Here is a 14,558-nt window from a genome sequence, read left to right as displayed (position 1 = left end):
CGCGGGCGGAGACGGCCTGAAGCCTCCGGCTCAAACTTTTTCTCCATCCAGAGATGGGAGGGACCACGTCGCGCCTTCATTGACGAAAACGTCGCAGCGAGGCGAGCGAGATGCGCCGTCAGGCGGCGGATGCAGATGGATAGGGCACGATCAGAAGGCGAGGCCCCTCGCCCGTCTCCCTGGACTTGAAGCTGACCCTGTAGTTGGCGTCGCCCACCGCCACCAGGAGGAAGGAGACCCACCCCCCCTCGGCGGCCCTGAGGTGCTCTGATACGTCGAAGATGAAGATCTCGTCGGCCCCGAAGTCGATCCCGAACGTGCTGAAGTCGGACCCGTCGCCGTCTGAGATCATAAAGACCGTCGGCAGCATGTTCAACGCCAGGGCCGCCGCGCTCGAGCTTTCAGACCACTCGGAGGTCGCCGGCATTAGGACCACCCCGGCCATCTCGTCGTCCGCCCTCTCCATCGACTCCGCCTTCAAAACGAGAACTGCTATGTCGTCCTCCTCGAACTCCAGGCCGGATACGTTGAACTGGATCATCACCATCCCCAGGAACTCCTCATCCTCGCGCCGATCTCCCACCAGGTATTCGGAGATCAGGCGGTCTTCGTCGTAGACCTTCTCCTCCACCAGGTTCACATATACGTCCTCGACGGCGGAGATGACGGTCATCGAGCGGGAGGCGGAGAAGGCCAGAGGCTCCTCGGGCATCATGGCGATCGGCACTTCATCCGGCAGAGGCCCGGTGGGGGTCGTCTCGTTCGCGAAGTCGTCGACCCCCTCCTCGAAAGCCTCATCCCTCTTTTGATCGGCATCCTTCTCGGAGGCGTTGTCATCGACGACCACCGTCGCACCGGCGGCATCGTCCGCCTTGACCACGTCAATCTCCGCCCCGTTCAGCTCATTCATCCCAACCGTCTCTGCCGGACCGCCCTCCTGGGCCGACGCCAAAGGGGCGGCCGCAAAGATCGAAAGGACGATCAGGAGACGGACTAAAGCTCTGTCGAACATGATCTACCTCTCCCCAGATGGGGACCATCGGCCTCGCATGAATATGTCTCTTTCCGTAGGGCAATTAAAACAACTAAGCTTAAATAGGAACAAATATCTTGTATCGATGTAATTGTTATAAGTAAAGAATAATTGATTAAGCGATGCAGTTCGGCGGACATCGAGATCCGGAGGATGAATGCTCTCTCGATACGGCAGGAGCCCTCGCGAGCCATCGTCTTCTGAGACCAACTTCGGGGCCCGATTCGAGGAGATCTCCGTCGGAGGTCGCCCGGCGGCCGCCATCTTTGTAGAATGAGTTATCCTTAATTTAAGATATGATGCTAACATTTTGTTTATTTTAAGATTAATTCAGACTTAGAAAGAAATATATAGCAAAAAACATCATGAGCAGCGCAGATAATTAGCAGAATATTCAGAGAAGGGATGGAAATGAGAGGTGTAGGGACGATTACTAGAATCTGGGCGGCTCTCCTGGTGATGCTGGTGGTCTCGGGCCCAGCCTGGGCGGCCGATAACTGCGAGGGGTACTACCTGAAGAACGAGCAGAAGCTGGAGCAGGACGTGGAGGGAGAAGGTTTTGCCATGGTCTACCAGAAGGTGAACACCGAGGCCCTCCAGCTCAAAAACTACATGCACGGCAGCGGAACCATGGACACCGCGACCCTCTTGAGCTCCAATCAGAGCAAAGGATTTGTTAGCAACCAAGATAAATATACACTTGTATATACTGGATCGGAGTATCCAGCAAAAAGCGCTATCTCATTCGTCGAGCAGAATGAGATGACCTACGCGCCGATGGCTATGGCTTACGGGACGGGATACTACGCCGAAAACCCCATCGTCTACAACTCCAAGCTTAAGGAGAGGACGGAAGGAAAGAACTACGATGGTAGCGCATGTAGCAAAAGTTATGACGAAGGTGTATCAATGCTCCACCAGATCGAGTACGCCTCTGCCTTCGTGAAGGATATAGGAGTCGAGCTCAAGAACCAAGAAAAGAGCACCAACCCCAGCTCCAAGCCTCAAGATGGGCTCAGCAGCACCAGCATGAAGATCGAGGAGGAGGTGACGGAAGGGTCGGTACACGTCGGCCAGCTCGTGACAGATGCCGACTACGGCTGGAAGAAACCCCTCATAGAGATCGACGAGAACTACGCGGGCAGCTTCAAGATCACCAAGAACATGGAGGTCTGCACCAGCTGCAAGGGGTCCAAGCCGAAGGCTGACTGGCTCTCCTGCTGCTTCGGCGGCTACGACGGGATGGACGACGAAGATAAGGAGTGGGGCGAGGAGGAGATCTTCGACTGCACCTGCCGGGATGTCGCCTGGGGTGACTCCTGGAACGACACCTCCAAGGCCCAGTACTGCACTAGTTGTTGATGCGGAAAAATTACGATGGTTTTTGAGAGGCGCTTGCCCTCGAATCGGGCAAAGCGCCGCTCCCTCCAACTCATTCTAATTCGGATGCCGAGCCGACGGGAAGAAATCCGATCTCCTTTACCATGGACTGGCCCTCCTCGCCCAGGAGGAAGTCTATGAAGGCCTTCTCTCCCGCCTCGGGCTCGTTCCAGGTCATCACGTAGAGGGGACGGGTGAGGGGATAGGTCCTGGTATTTATGCTCTCGGTGGTGGGAGAGACCCCCTCGTAGGCTATGGCCCGGAGGTGCCCCTCCTGAACGTAGTTGAAGCCTAAATAGCCGATCGCCTTATCGCTCATGGTTATGGCGGTCTTCATCTCGGCGTTATTCTGGGTGTAGGTGTCGGCCCCTCGGGTCTCGGTCTCCAGATCCCCCATCACCATCTCGTTGAAGAGGTCCCCGGTCCCCGAGCCCACCATCCGGGCCACGGCGTAGATCTCTCTATCGGGACCTCCGAGCTCCAGCCAGTTGGTCACATTCCCATCGTATATCGCCCGGAGCTGGTTGCGGTTGATGTTGGTGACGCCGGAGTCGTATAACGGTTCGCTGACGGCGATGCATATCGCGTCGTGGCCGATCAGGTATTCAGAGAAGTTGTCGCCGTAGAGCTCGATCTCATCGGCCCTCACCTCTCGGGAGGACATACCGATGTCTGAGAAGCCGCTGGCCACGTTCTTTATCCCCACCCCGGATCCGCCGACGCCGCTGACGGTCACCATCACCTCGTCCTGGATCATGTTGAACTCCTCGGCGCAGATCTCCACCAGGGGCATAACCGTCGTAGAGCCGGTGATGGTCACGGTGTCCAGGCCGTCCGAGGTGGAGCACGTCCCCCCCAGGGCGAAAAGTCCCAAGATTGAGCAGATCAGCATCAAAGAGGGCAATTTGGTCATCAGATCACTCCCCAAAGTAAATCTGCTCTTACTATATGATATTTGTTACGAGAGTGGGCCTAGGACGTCCCCTGAGATCCCGATTGGACGATCCCCGCCAGAGGTGGCGGGAAAGGTCATCTCTCCCGGCCGTATAGGGTAGTCCTCTGGACGGGAACCCTCCCGTTCCTCTCGATCAGGTCGCAGAGCTGATCCGGGGTCATGTACTCGGCCTCCACGGCTCCCGCGGTTCGCGATATGTTCTCCTCGATCAGGGTCCCCCCGAGGTCGTTCGCCCCCCAGAGAAGTGTCCTCCCGGCGAGGTCTCTTCCCAGCTTCACCCAGCTCGCCTGGATGTTGGTGATCAGGGGATGGAGGGCCACCCTGGCGAGGGCGTGCATCTTCAGGTTCTCGAGATGGCCCATCCTCTGAGACGAGGGGCCCAGATCGTTATTTCCCGGCATGAAGGGCAGAAGTACGAACTCGGTGAACCCTCCGGTCTCGGCCTGGATCTCGCGGAGGAGCAGGAGGTGGCGGATCCGATCCTCCATCCTCTCCACGTGGCCGTAGAGCATGGTGGATGTGGTGGAAACCCCCAGGCGATGGGCCGTGGTGATCACATCCCGCCACTCGGAGGTAGATAGCTTGGAGGGGCAGATCTCCTCGCGGACCCGGTCCACCAGGATCTCGGCCGCGGTTCCGGGCATCGATCCAAGGCCGGCCCGCAACAGCTCCCTTATCGAGTCCTCAGGGGCGATGCCGGAGTTTTGGGACATGTAGAAGACCTCCATTGGGGAGTAGGCGTGAAGGTGCATCCTCGGGTAGTTATCCCTTATCGCCTCCAGGATCCGGCAGTAGTCCTCCAGGACCAGGCCGGGGGCGAGCCCCCCCTGGATGCAGATCTCGGTGGCAGAAAACCTCTCCGCTGCCTCCACCCGGTCCAGGATCTCCTCCTCGGATAGAAGGTAGCCGTCGGCGCGCCTGAAGGCGCAGAACCTGCAACTGCCCACGCACCGGTTGGTGAAGTTGACGTTCCTGTTGACGACGAAAGAGACCTCGTCCCCGCAGCTCTCCATACGGAGGAGGTTTGCGAGCCGAAAGAGCCGCACCGGCTCGTTCCACAGCTCCAGGAGAGCGGCCCGATCGATCCAGCCGTCTCCACGATGAAGGTCTTCTTCAAAGGCCGTGACCTCTCGCTCTCGAGATAAGATCATCGACCACAACCTCCCGGCGGACGGTTCTCGATCCCATCTTTCGTGATCCTCCGCTCCTTTGGAAGCTGCGAGATGAGCTCGCCCCCCGAATATAGACCGCATCCTAGAACCCCGCCCCGGTAGGATACCACCACGTAACCGTCCTCCGCATCCGCCTCCAGCTCCTGTCGCTCCCCGGCTATGAACCTCTCAGCCTGGGCCGCGGAGAGGTCGATGACGTTCTTTGTGGCGGCCCGGCCGAAGAGCTGCAGAGCGACGGTGGTGGGCTTGGGGACCTTCCCCCGGGCCGAGATGAAACGGAGCCCCACCGACTCGCACCTAAGGTCCGGGATCTCGGGGAGGCTGAAGGCCCATACTTTCCGACCCCTCCGAAAGAAGCTCACGCCCTCGAAGGCTCTTGGGGGGATGCCGAAACGAGATTCCATCATCTCCGCCACCTCGGCCCAGTCCAGCGGCCGGAAGGTAGACCTACTCTTTGATGAGCTTTGCGACAAAGAATCCTCCTGTGTCGTTCTGGTGGGGGTAGTACCGGGCGCATTTCTCCATCTCGTCTCCGAAGTCGGACCCTCCCCACTCCGCCAGCCCCGGAGATCCCTGCAGCCCCGGAACAGAGACCTCCTCCAGACTGATTTGAGGGGCCCGGTCGGCGACCCAGGAGACGACAGCCTCGTTCTCCTCGGGGGCGAAGGTGCAGGTGGAGTAGACGACGGTGCCACCGGGTTTCACGAGCTCCGTCCCCCTTCGTAGAAGGGAGCGCTGGAGGCGCTGAAGGCCGAGGGAGCGCTTCAGGCTCCACCGGTCCAGGACGGTGATGTCTTTTCTCGCCATCCCCTGGCCGGTGCAGGGGGCATCGACGAGGACCCGATCGAACTTCGTGGAGGGGAACCGACGGCCGTCGTGCCTGGTCACCACCACGTTTATGGCCCCCGCCCTCTCGCAGTTGGATCTTAGGGAGGCGATTCTGGAGTTGGCGGGATCGTTTGCCACCAAAAGCCCCCTGTTCTCCATCATCGATGCCATCTGGGTCGTCTTGGACCCGGGTGCGGCGCAGAGGTCGACGACCCTCTCCTCCGGCCTGGGGTCCAAGACGACGGGAGAGACCATCGATATCTCCTCCTGGACGTGGATGTGGCCCATCAGGTTCTCGATGAGGTTGCCGGGCTTTTCGACCTCGAGCCTGAGGCCGAAGGGGTACCAGGAGAAAGGCCGATAGGCCACTTTTCCCTCCTCCAGCCGGGATAAGAGCTCCTCCCGATCGGTCTTGAGGGTGTTGATCCTCGCGGTGACTGGAAGGGGTCGCATCGTCGCCTCGAGGAGCCGCTCGTACTCTGCGACCACATCCCTATACCTCTCCAGGCCGGTCATGCTGCCGCAGTTCGCCTTTATAGGATATATTCTCAGCCGTCCGGCAGAAGGCCAGCGACCCGATCCCGGGTCGGTCCGCCCGACCTTTCAGCTCTGACCGTCATCCTGTCGTCCGAAGACCGTGCCCAACGGCGGTATGAGCACAAAGATTTAATAGTCGTAATGCAACTGTGTGGACAACGCGGCAAACTGTTTCGCGGTTTTTCGCAAAGGACGGTGAAGTGGTTGTACGGTAATGATAGAGGTTCCTTCCGAGACGACAGTTTTGAGTCCACAGCTCCTGTCGAGGTCGGAAAGGAGTATGATGTTGAGATCGAGGACGTCGCAAAGAAGGGCGACGGGATCGCCAGGATCGAGGGTTTCGTAATATTCGTCCCCGAGACGAAGGTCGGCGATCAGGTGACGATCGTCGTCGACAGGGTCATGCAGAGGTTCGCCATCGGCCACAAGGCCTGAACTTCCAGATTATTCTCCCTTTTAACTAGGACGGTGAAGTTTTTGTACAGAAGTGATAGAGATTCCTTCCGAGACGAGGGCTTTGAGTCCACAGCTCCCGTTGAGGTCGGAAAAGAGTACGACGTAGAGATTGAGGATATCGCAAAGCAGGGCGACGGGATTGCCAGGATCGAGGGCTTCGTAATATTCGTCCCCGAGACGAAGGTCGGCGATCAGGTCACAATCGCCATCGACCGTGTGATGCGAAGGTTCGCCATCGGCCACAAGGTCTGAGGGCGAAGAACGGCGGCTAAGCCATAAAAAAAGTTCGGCCCAAAAAGGGCTGAAAACCCTTTATTTTTAGATGCGGTCTCTCATCCCTGGGACGAGCGCCTTTTCAGGAGCGTCTCTTCAGCACATCTTCCAGATCTCTGAGGAAGAGGTCGACGTTCTCATAGGTCGAATGAGGCATCAGGATCAGCCTTAGGGCCTTCGGGCTTCTGGTCGTCGAGACCCTCCAGCAGCACTCGAGGAGGTCGGCCCTGACCTCCTCAGGGCGGTCCATCCGCAGGGTTACTACGTTCATCACCGGCTCGATGACCGGCTCGATGCCGATCTCTCTCGCCCCCGCTGCCATCCGCCTCGAGAGGTCCATGCAGCGGTCGACGACGTTCGTGAACCCCTCTCTTCCTAGATGGTTCATCACCGCCCATATGGCGGCGGCGGCAGCCCCGCTCCTCGTCCCCGTCAGGGCCTTGGGCCTCGCCATCGTCAGGTATGGGGCGTAAGCGGCAAGCCTCTCCAGATCCTCGGCATCTCTGAAGAGAAGGCCGCCGCCCGGGATCGTCGCCATCCCCATCTTGTGGGGATCGATGGTGATGGAGGTGACACCCTCTACTCCGAAGTCCCACCTCCAGTCACCTCTCAAGAAGGGGAGGACGAAGCCTCCGAAGGCGGCGTCGACGTGAAGGTGTATCCCAGAGTCGAGGGCGAGCCTCCCCAGCCTGTCGATGGGATCTACCTGGCCGAACTCCGTCGTCCCCGCGATCCCCACAATGGAGACGGTCTTCTCGTCGATCAGCTCCTCGACGGAGCCCGTATCCACCTTCAGCTCATCGTCGAGGTCGGCCTTCCTGATCTCCAGGCACAACAGGTCGCCTATCTTGTCGAAGGAGAAATGGGCGGACTTCGGTACGACGATATTTCCGTCCCTGAAGTTGTGGGCGTTCCTCGCGGCCCGGATCGCCTGGATGTTCGACTCGGTCCCCCCCGTAGAGAGGTAGCCGCAGGCCTGGGGATGGCCCAGCATCTCCGCCATCATCCTCACCGCCTGCTGCTCCAGCTCGGCGGATCCGGGGAATAGGCCCGGATCGCCCAGGTTCGTCTCCTGGAACTTCTGGTGCGCCTTCAGGGCTATCGGGTGGGGTGGGGTGCACATGGAGGAGAAGATCCGATCGTAGCTCAGATCAGTTCCCCTAATCTTGGAGAGGCCCCTCATGACCTCCTCTTCGGATAGACCTTGATATCTCAAATCAGATACCTCTAATTCAGCTCGTGCTCGCCGGAGGTCACTCCTCTCTTAGAGCCCGCAGCATTATGATCTTCTCCGCCCGGGCCACCGTCTCCCTGACGGTGGCTACGGCGTCGATGTTGGCGGAGATGCTGGTGATCCCGATCTCGACTAGCCTCTTTGCCATCTCGGGGTAGGAGCCGGCCTGACCGCAGATGGAGGTCTTGACGCCTGCCTGGTTGCACCGCTCGATGACGTACTCGATGAGGGTCAGAACCGCCGGATGAAGCTCGGAGTAGAGTTCGGCGACGTTCTCGTTGTTCCTGTCGACGGCGAGGGTGTACTGGGTGAGATCGTTCGTCCCGAAGGAGATGAAGTCGATCCCGTCCTCGATGAAATCTTCGATGGTAAGGGCGGCTCCGGGGGTCTCGACCATTATGCCGACGTCGATATCCTCGAGGTTCAAGCCCGCCTCTACCATGAGGGCCTTGGCTTTTCGAAACTCGCTCACGTGCTGGACGAGAGGGAGCATGATCCCAACATTTGTGAGGCCCATCTCGTGGAGCTTCTTGAAGGCCTTCATCTCCAGCCGGAAGTGGTCTGTGTCCGTCAGGTCCCTCCGGATACCCCTCCAGCCCAGCATGGGGTTGTGCTCGTGAGGCTCGTCCTCGCCGCCCTCCATCCCCCGGAACTCGTCGGTGGGGGCGTCGAGGGTCCTGACCCAGACGGGCTTGGGGTAGAAGGCCTCGGCGACGGCCCTCACACCACCTACGAGTTCGTCTATGTACTCCTCCTCCCTGCCGGCGTTGATGTAGTACCGAGGGGTCTTGCCAAGGCCCAGGATCATGTGCTCGATCCGCAGGAGGCCAACGCCGTCGGCGAGCGTCGCTGCCGCCTGCTCTGCGGCCTCGGGCATGCTGACGTTCACCTTGATCTCGGTCGCCGTTATCGGCTTGTAGGCGAAGGAGACGGCGGGACCCGCAGATTCCGCCGACTTCGCCCTCTTAAGCCGCCCCTCGTAGACCTTCCCTTTGCCACCGTCGACGGTTATCATCATCCCGTCGGAGAGGACCTTCGTCCCCTGTTTGGTGCCTACAACGGCGGGGAACCCCAGCTCCCGGCTGACGATGGCGGCGTGGCAGGTGAGGCCACCCTCGTCGGTGACGATCGCCCCTGCCCTCTTCATCGCCGGGACCATATCCGGCTCCGTCATCACCGTGACGAGGATGTCCCCCTCTTTGATCTTATCGAGGTCTCCAGAGCCTGTTACGATCTTCACCTCGCCGGTCGCCACCCCCGGTGAGGCGGCCAGGCCCGTGAGGACGACCTTTCCGCTCCCCATCGCCTTCTCCTCTTCATCCTTTCCGCCCTTGGATATGGTGGTGATGGGCCTCGACTGGAGGATGTACATCTTCCCCTTCTCGTACGCCCACTCGATATCCTGGGGGATACCGTAGTGCCTCTCCAGGGCGTCCGCCTGATCCGCCAGCTCCAGGATCTCCTCGTCGGAGAGGACGAGCTTCTCCCTCAGGTCCGGGGGGGTATTTTCCGTCACCGTCTCACCGGTCTTCTCGTCCCGGAAGATCATAATCTCTTTTGAGGCGACGAACTTGTTTTGGATCTTCTTATTGGTCCTGTCGACTACGTAGTTGTCGGGAGAGACGCTCCCGCTGACCACGGACTCGCCCAGCCCCCAGGCTGCCTCTATGATCACCTCGGGCTCGCCGGTGCTGGGATGGGAGCTGAACATAACCCCCGACTTCTCCGAGTTTACCATCTTCTGGACGGTGACGGAGATGTTCACCTTCTCGTGCTCAAAACCCCTGTCGACCCGATAGAAGATCGCCCTCGCCCCGTAGAGGGAAGCCCAGCACTTCCGGACCGCCTCGAAGACCTGATCTTCCCCCATCATGTTCAGGAAGGTCTCCTGCTGCCCCGCGAAGCTCGCGTCGGGGAGGTCCTCGGCCGTGGCGCTCGACCGGACGGCGACGAAGACCTCCTTTCCCTCGCGCTTGCACATCTCTCGATACCGGCTTTTGATATCCTTCTCGATATCTTCTGGGACCTTCGCCTCCAGGACCAGCCTCTTCGCCCTCTCTGCAGCTCCGTTCAGGGCAGCGGAGTCGTTCACGTCCACCTTCAGCGCCTCGAAGATATCGTCTGCAATCCCAGATCGATTTATGAAATCTCGATAAGCCTGCGCGGTGACCGCAAAGCCCCCTGGGACGGGAGCGCCTACGTTTATCATCTCGCCCAGGCTTGCGCCCTTCCCGCCGACGACGGAGACGTCGTCTTTTCCGACTTCTTCCAGCCAAACAACAGCCGCCATTGGATAACACCTTCTCCCGAGGAAACTTCTTTCGTTCTGAATGTTCTGAATGAGCTTCTTTGCGGGATGATGCAGGTGGTACCGTATATATCTGTTTTCACGGGAAATTTCGGATTTAGAAAATTGCGAGGCCTATGAACGGAAAATTAGACAAAGGGGACGAGAAAGAGCCAAAGCTCATGTTCAAAGAGCTTGCCGGAGCCGCCGAGTCCCTGAGATCCCTTCGTAAGAGGTGCGGGCCTGTCGTCGGGTCCGAGAAGATCCATCTGGCCGAAGCCCGAGGCAGGGCCATCTCCGAGGACGTGAGATCTCCCGCGAACCTTCCCGCCTTCAACAGAGCCGCCATGGACGGGTATGCCGTTCGGGCGGCGGATACGAGAGGGGCCACCCCCCTCGCCCCCGTCTACCTCGAGATCGCCGAGACTGCGGGGGAGGGGAGGTGCGTCCCCGTGAGGACGGGGATGCCGGCTCCTCCGGGGTCGGACGCCGTCCTGATGCTGGAGGACGCCCTCCTCCGAGGCCGAGAGGTGGAGGCGACGGCGGAGGTCCATCCCTATCGAAACCTCGCCCGGGTCGGCGAAGACGTCGCCCTCGGCGAGACGATCTTTCGAGAGGGGCATCGACTGAGGCCCCCCGACATCGCCCTCCTCGCCTCCCTCGGCCTCGCCAACGTCCAGGTCTGGGTGAGGCCAAAGGTCGCGATCATCCCCACCGGGGGCGAGCTCGTACCTCTCTTCTCTGACCAGGAGCTCTTGCCCGGCCAGGCCCGGGAAGCGAACGGGATCATGTGCGAGATGTACGCTGAGATCTGGGGCGGATCGCCCCGAAAAGCTCCAATCGTGGAGGACGACCCCGATCTGATCAAGGAGGCGATCGCAGAAAACCTAGACGCCGACCTGATCCTCATCTCCGGCGGCACCTCCATCGGGGAGGAAGACTACTCCCCCCCGATCCTCGCGGAGATGGGAGAGCTTCTGGTCCACGGATTGCGGATCACCCCCGGAAAGCCGACCGCCCTCGGAATCATCGACGAAAAGCCGGTGATCTGCCTTCCGGGCTACCCCGTGGCGGCCCTCTCCGCCCTCTACATCTTCGCCCGACCCCTGATCACCATGATGGCCCACCGGACCGACCTCCCTCGGACTGTGGAGGCGAGGCTCGAAGGAAAGATCGTCTCGCGGCCCGGCTACCTCACCTTCGCCAGGGTGAGCCTCAATGACGGCGTCGCGACGCCGATCATGACCTCGGGCGCGGGGATCCTCAGCTCCGTTGCTCGGGCCGAGGGATACGTCCTGGTGCCCGAGGAGGTCGAAGGAAGGGAGAAGGGCCAGACGGTCGAGGTGAATTTGATCGAGTGATCGAGTCTTGGATGGCTCAGTCGATGCTTAAATGTGGATATTGACCTTCCTTATCATGGGAGAGCTTTGTGCTCTATTTCCGCCTGAATGGCTGAGAGATAAAGCGAAGGAGACAGGTCTTATAAAGCGTGAGCGTAAGATCGATCCTGTTCATATGTTCTGGTCCTTATAGATAAGCTACGGGACCTTTCTTCAACGGATCCTTGCCGCTCTGAAGCGCGACTATGAGAGATTTTCTAAGCATATTTTGAGAGATAGCAGCTGGTACTACAGGTTCAGTCCAGAGCTTGTGGCTTTTCTCCGAGAATGCGTAGTGCGAGGCGTTGAATACTCAGCTCAAAAACCCGGTCGAACCCTCAGCGATCGTCTTTCACCTTTCGAAACTCTCATGGCCCGAGGGCTCATGCCCGAAGGATGTAAAACCGATTATCGCCCATTGTTGTAATGAAAAAGTGATGACCGTAGGTCCAGAGATCGGACCTAGGCCACGAGCTCCTGGGTGTTGTTCACGAATCGATTGGGCCCGACCCGATCGATCCCGGAGGAGACGAGCCGGATGCCTATGTTGTTGTAGCTGATTATATTGCCCATCACGATCGAGTTCTTCGATGAGTCGATGGATATCCCCGAGTCGGTGTTGTTGCCCACCACGTTCCTCTCGATGACGTTGTTGTCGGATTCGAGGATCTGGATGCCGTTGTAGCCGTTGTTGCTGACGGTGTTCTCTCTGAAGAAGTTGCCCGGAGACTTATAGACCATGATCCCGTGGTTTTCGCTGTTGGAGGAGATGCATTCGGAGACGGTGTTGTTGGTGCTGCCACCCTTCAGGTAGATGCCCCACCATCCGCTATTCCAGACTTCGCATCCGGCGATCAGGCTGTCGTTGGATACTACCTCGATTCCGGCGCTGGGATAAGGCCCGGCGTTGGTGATGTAGAGCCCCTCAAGGACGGCGCCGTCCGCCTGGAGGACCACCACACTGCCGCTCCCCCGGCCGTTCACCACTGGAGCGCCCTCGCCGGTGTCCACCCCCCGGAGGGTGATCGGTTTGTCCAGGACGAGGTTCTCGTTATAGGTCCCGCTCCCCACCTCCACCACGTCGCCGTCCTCGGAGGCATCGATGGCGGCCTGGATGGCGGTGTAGTCGCAGCCGCTGAGACAGACGGTGAGGATCGCTCCTTCAACCACCGCTCCCATCTCGGGCTCCACCTCGGGTTCCACTTCGGGTTTCATCTCAGGCTCGGGCTCGATCTCCACCTCCGCCACGACTTCATCTTCGGTTTCGTTGTTCATCCCGGCGGGGGTCACGGGCTCTGACGGCTCGACGGGCTCGGCCACAGTTCCCTCTTCGTCGGCATCGACAGTATCGTTCGCGGTTGTAGCGGCGACCTCGGTGACGTTATCCGCATCCTCTGGAGGGACGGCGTCGGCATCGGGACCAGCGCCCTCCGCAGGTGCGACGCTCAAACTCAGTTCAGTGGTGTCGGATACCTCGGCCGCCGAGACGAGCCCCGCCGACAGGAAGATCGCCACGGCGAGCCAGGCGATCAGTGCGAATTTGTAAGTTCGATCTTTGAGCATATTTAAACCTCTTAAACCTCTGATCTTCATATTGGACTGATCGGTATTAAAATTACCTTCACAGTATCAGGCCTCGGACCTTCGGAAGATCCCCAAAGGTCCTGATCATTCTCTGGCCACGACCTCGATCTCGAAGATCTTGGACCAGAGCTTCCCCGTCACCAGAAGCCGGCCGTTCTTGGGATCATAGGCGATCCCGTTCAGGACGTCCGCCCCCTCCCGCACCTCTTCGGTCAATAGGCCCGAGAGGTCGATCCAGCCCACCACATCTCCCGTCTCCGGAGAGATGATGGCGATCTCGTCGGTCTCCCAGACGTTGGCGTAGACAAACCCCTCTACATACTCGAGCTCGTTGAGCCTCTTTAGGGGCTGGCCTTCGGCCAGGACCTCCACCGTCCTCGTAACTCTGAAGGTCTCGGGGTCCAGGAACCGAAGTTCTGATGAGCCGTCGCTCATGATCAGGTTTCGACCGTCGCTGGTGATGCCCCACCCCTCCGTCGGATAGACGAAGGTTTTAGCGATTTTCAGGTCATCGAGATCCCAGACGAGACAGATCCCCGACCTCCAGGTGAGCTGGAAGATCTGATCTCCCCAGAGGGCGATCCCCTCGCCGAAGAGCCGGGGCGGCAAGCTCCGCGACCTTGTGACCTCGCCCGTCTCAAACCTCGTCTCGCGGAGCGTCGACCTTCCATAAAGGCCCGTCCCCTCGTAAAGAAGGCCGTCCCTGTAGGCGAGCCCCTGGGTGAATGCCCCCTGATCATGGGGGTAGGCTGCCACCACCCGATAGCCATGAACCAGAACCCCCTGCTCATCGGGAGATTCGTCCTCGATGCAGCCCGCGAGGATGGCAGTGAGGAGGGCTGCAAAGGTCAGGGCGGTGGCAAATCTCGCGGTCATGGTCACCGATCTTCCCGAGGTCGACGGGCTATTTAGAATGTTCGGAAGAAATTGAAACAGGCTTCAGAGATCTGACCCTATCAGAAGGCGGAAGGGACCGCCACCCCCTCGCAAGGCCCCACTCCTCCAGCCACCCCATAGTCCCACCAACAGGTATATCTTCATGGCGGGATCACCCATCTCAGCTTGCGCAGATGACCTCTTTGGGGATCTCGCTAGCACCGTCGGTTCTTCGGAATCGAAGACCAAAAAGGTACGTGAATATAATGGACGAGAGACGTGGACGTAGAGGCGGCTTCGACAGAGGCCCCAGAGAGATGCACGACGCGGTCTGTGCGGATTGTGGAAAGGAGACCAAGGTCCCCTTCAAGCCTGACGGATCGAGGCCGGTGTACTGCAGCGAATGTTATCAGAAGCACAGGCCCGCAAGATCGCCGAGACGGTATTGAGCTGATCGGATCGATCTGATCTCAACCGGTCTGTTTTTGCCGTCTGGCGATACTTCGCCGTGACGGCGGGAGAGGAGCAGGGTCGGCATCCGAACCCTGCGACGACTTCCCAGCC

Annotated in this window: 14 protein-coding genes; 5 read left to right on the top strand and 9 right to left on the bottom strand. The window is 59.5% G+C overall.

Translation table 11 applies throughout. The features are described from left to right. Positions 1–118: 118 nt before the first annotated feature. Positions 119–1,012, bottom strand: a complete 894-nt coding sequence (locus tag ACP5EL_RS01285) for a hypothetical protein (RefSeq protein ID WP_428400630.1) — start codon at positions 1,010–1,012, stop codon at positions 119–121. 426 nt (positions 1,013–1,438) lie between these two features. Here ACP5EL_RS01285 and ACP5EL_RS01280 point away from each other — a divergent pair, with 426 nt between their 5' ends. Then, positions 1,439–2,395, top strand: a complete 957-nt coding sequence (locus ACP5EL_RS01280; protein WP_428400629.1) for a hypothetical protein — start codon at positions 1,439–1,441, stop codon at positions 2,393–2,395. Between the two features lie 70 nt (positions 2,396–2,465). Here ACP5EL_RS01280 and ACP5EL_RS01275 read toward each other — a convergent pair whose 3' ends face one another. From ACP5EL_RS01275 to ACP5EL_RS01260, 4 genes are all read right to left on the bottom strand, one after another. Continuing rightward, on the bottom strand, positions 2,466–3,326 hold the full coding sequence (locus tag ACP5EL_RS01275; protein ID WP_428400628.1) for a phosphate ABC transporter substrate-binding protein: 861 nt from the start codon (positions 3,324–3,326) through the stop codon (positions 2,466–2,468). Between the two features lie 116 nt (positions 3,327–3,442). Then, positions 3,443–4,519 (bottom strand): 5-amino-6-(D-ribitylamino)uracil--L-tyrosine 4-hydroxyphenyl transferase CofH, encoded by a 1,077-nt coding sequence (gene cofH, locus ACP5EL_RS01270; RefSeq protein WP_428400627.1) that lies wholly within the window; start codon positions 4,517–4,519, stop codon positions 3,443–3,445. Further along, positions 4,516–4,947, bottom strand: a complete 432-nt coding sequence (locus ACP5EL_RS01265) for a methyltransferase RsmF C-terminal domain-like protein (RefSeq protein WP_428400626.1) — start codon at positions 4,945–4,947, stop codon at positions 4,516–4,518. The genes cofH and ACP5EL_RS01265 overlap by 4 nt, the downstream gene beginning before the upstream one ends. Positions 4,948–4,987: 40 nt before the next feature. Next, positions 4,988–5,884 carry an NOL1/NOP2/sun family putative RNA methylase gene (locus ACP5EL_RS01260; protein WP_428400625.1) on the bottom strand — a complete coding sequence of 299 codons (897 nt, stop codon included), beginning with the start codon at positions 5,882–5,884 and terminating at the stop codon, positions 4,988–4,990. Between the two features lie 225 nt (positions 5,885–6,109). Between ACP5EL_RS01260 and ACP5EL_RS01255 the strand changes: the two genes are divergently transcribed. Then, entirely contained in the window at positions 6,110–6,340 is a 231-nt protein-coding gene (locus ACP5EL_RS01255) for a TRAM domain-containing protein (protein WP_428400633.1), read from the top strand. A gap of 42 nt (positions 6,341–6,382) precedes the next feature. After that, on the top strand, positions 6,383–6,613 hold the full coding sequence (locus ACP5EL_RS01250; protein ID WP_428400632.1) for a TRAM domain-containing protein: 231 nt from the start codon (positions 6,383–6,385) through the stop codon (positions 6,611–6,613). A gap of 103 nt (positions 6,614–6,716) precedes the next feature. Here the strand turns inward: ACP5EL_RS01250 and mfnA are convergent, their stop codons facing one another. Continuing rightward, entirely contained in the window at positions 6,717–7,850 is a 1,134-nt protein-coding gene (gene mfnA / locus ACP5EL_RS01245; RefSeq protein WP_428400624.1) for a tyrosine decarboxylase MfnA, read from the bottom strand. Positions 7,851–7,887: 37 nt separating this feature from the next. Continuing rightward, on the bottom strand, positions 7,888–10,158 hold the full coding sequence (gene ppsA, locus ACP5EL_RS01240) for a phosphoenolpyruvate synthase (protein WP_428400623.1): 2,271 nt from the start codon (positions 10,156–10,158) through the stop codon (positions 7,888–7,890). 134 nt (positions 10,159–10,292) lie between these two features. On the opposite strand from ppsA, the gene ACP5EL_RS01235 reads away from it, so the two are divergent. Next, complete coding sequence (locus ACP5EL_RS01235) at positions 10,293–11,516, top strand: molybdopterin molybdotransferase MoeA (protein WP_428400622.1); 1,224 nt, start codon at positions 10,293–10,295, stop codon at positions 11,514–11,516. 480 nt (positions 11,517–11,996) lie between these two features. Here ACP5EL_RS01235 and ACP5EL_RS01230 read toward each other — a convergent pair whose 3' ends face one another. Beyond that, positions 11,997–13,097, bottom strand: coding sequence for a right-handed parallel beta-helix repeat-containing protein (locus tag ACP5EL_RS01230; RefSeq protein WP_428400621.1), 1,101 nt, complete (start codon positions 13,095–13,097; stop codon positions 11,997–11,999). 105 nt (positions 13,098–13,202) lie between these two features. Further along, positions 13,203–13,994, bottom strand: coding sequence for a glutaminyl-peptide cyclotransferase (locus ACP5EL_RS01225; protein ID WP_428400620.1), 792 nt, complete (start codon positions 13,992–13,994; stop codon positions 13,203–13,205). Between the two features lie 266 nt (positions 13,995–14,260). Here ACP5EL_RS01225 and ACP5EL_RS01220 point away from each other — a divergent pair, with 266 nt between their 5' ends. Continuing rightward, positions 14,261–14,443, top strand: coding sequence for a CxxC-x17-CxxC domain-containing protein (locus tag ACP5EL_RS01220; protein WP_428400619.1), 183 nt, complete (start codon positions 14,261–14,263; stop codon positions 14,441–14,443). The last annotated feature ends 115 nt before the right edge of the window (positions 14,444–14,558 follow it).

The sequence above is a fragment of the Methanocrinis sp. genome, from assembly GCF_049974945.1.
Classification (GTDB): domain Archaea; phylum Halobacteriota; class Methanosarcinia; order Methanotrichales; family Methanotrichaceae; genus Methanocrinis.
The sequence above is the reverse complement of the archived record's forward strand: the minus strand, read 5'-3'. Positions and strand labels throughout refer to the sequence as shown.

Coding starts and splice junctions, on each gene's coding strand:
- ACP5EL_RS01285 (WP_428400630.1), bottom strand. CDS start 1,012: ATGTTCGACAGAGCTTTAGTCCGTCTCCTGATCGTCCTTTCGATCTTT.
- ACP5EL_RS01280 (WP_428400629.1), top strand. CDS start 1,439: ATGGAAATGAGAGGTGTAGGGACGATTACTAGAATCTGGGCGGCTCTC.
- ACP5EL_RS01275 (WP_428400628.1), bottom strand. CDS start 3,326: ATGACCAAATTGCCCTCTTTGATGCTGATCTGCTCAATCTTGGGACTT.
- cofH (WP_428400627.1), bottom strand. CDS start 4,519: ATGATCTTATCTCGAGAGCGAGAGGTCACGGCCTTTGAAGAAGACCTT.
- ACP5EL_RS01265 (WP_428400626.1), bottom strand. CDS start 4,947: ATGATGGAATCTCGTTTCGGCATCCCCCCAAGAGCCTTCGAGGGCGTG.
- ACP5EL_RS01260 (WP_428400625.1), bottom strand. CDS start 5,884: ATGACCGGCCTGGAGAGGTATAGGGATGTGGTCGCAGAGTACGAGCGG.
- ppsA (WP_428400623.1), bottom strand. CDS start 10,158: ATGGCGGCTGTTGTTTGGCTGGAAGAAGTCGGAAAAGACGACGTCTCC.
- ACP5EL_RS01235 (WP_428400622.1), top strand. CDS start 10,293: ATGAACGGAAAATTAGACAAAGGGGACGAGAAAGAGCCAAAGCTCATG.
- ACP5EL_RS01230 (WP_428400621.1), bottom strand. CDS start 13,097: ATGCTCAAAGATCGAACTTACAAATTCGCACTGATCGCCTGGCTCGCC.
- ACP5EL_RS01225 (WP_428400620.1), bottom strand. CDS start 13,994: ATGACCGCGAGATTTGCCACCGCCCTGACCTTTGCAGCCCTCCTCACT.
- ACP5EL_RS01220 (WP_428400619.1), top strand. CDS start 14,261: ATGGACGAGAGACGTGGACGTAGAGGCGGCTTCGACAGAGGCCCCAGA.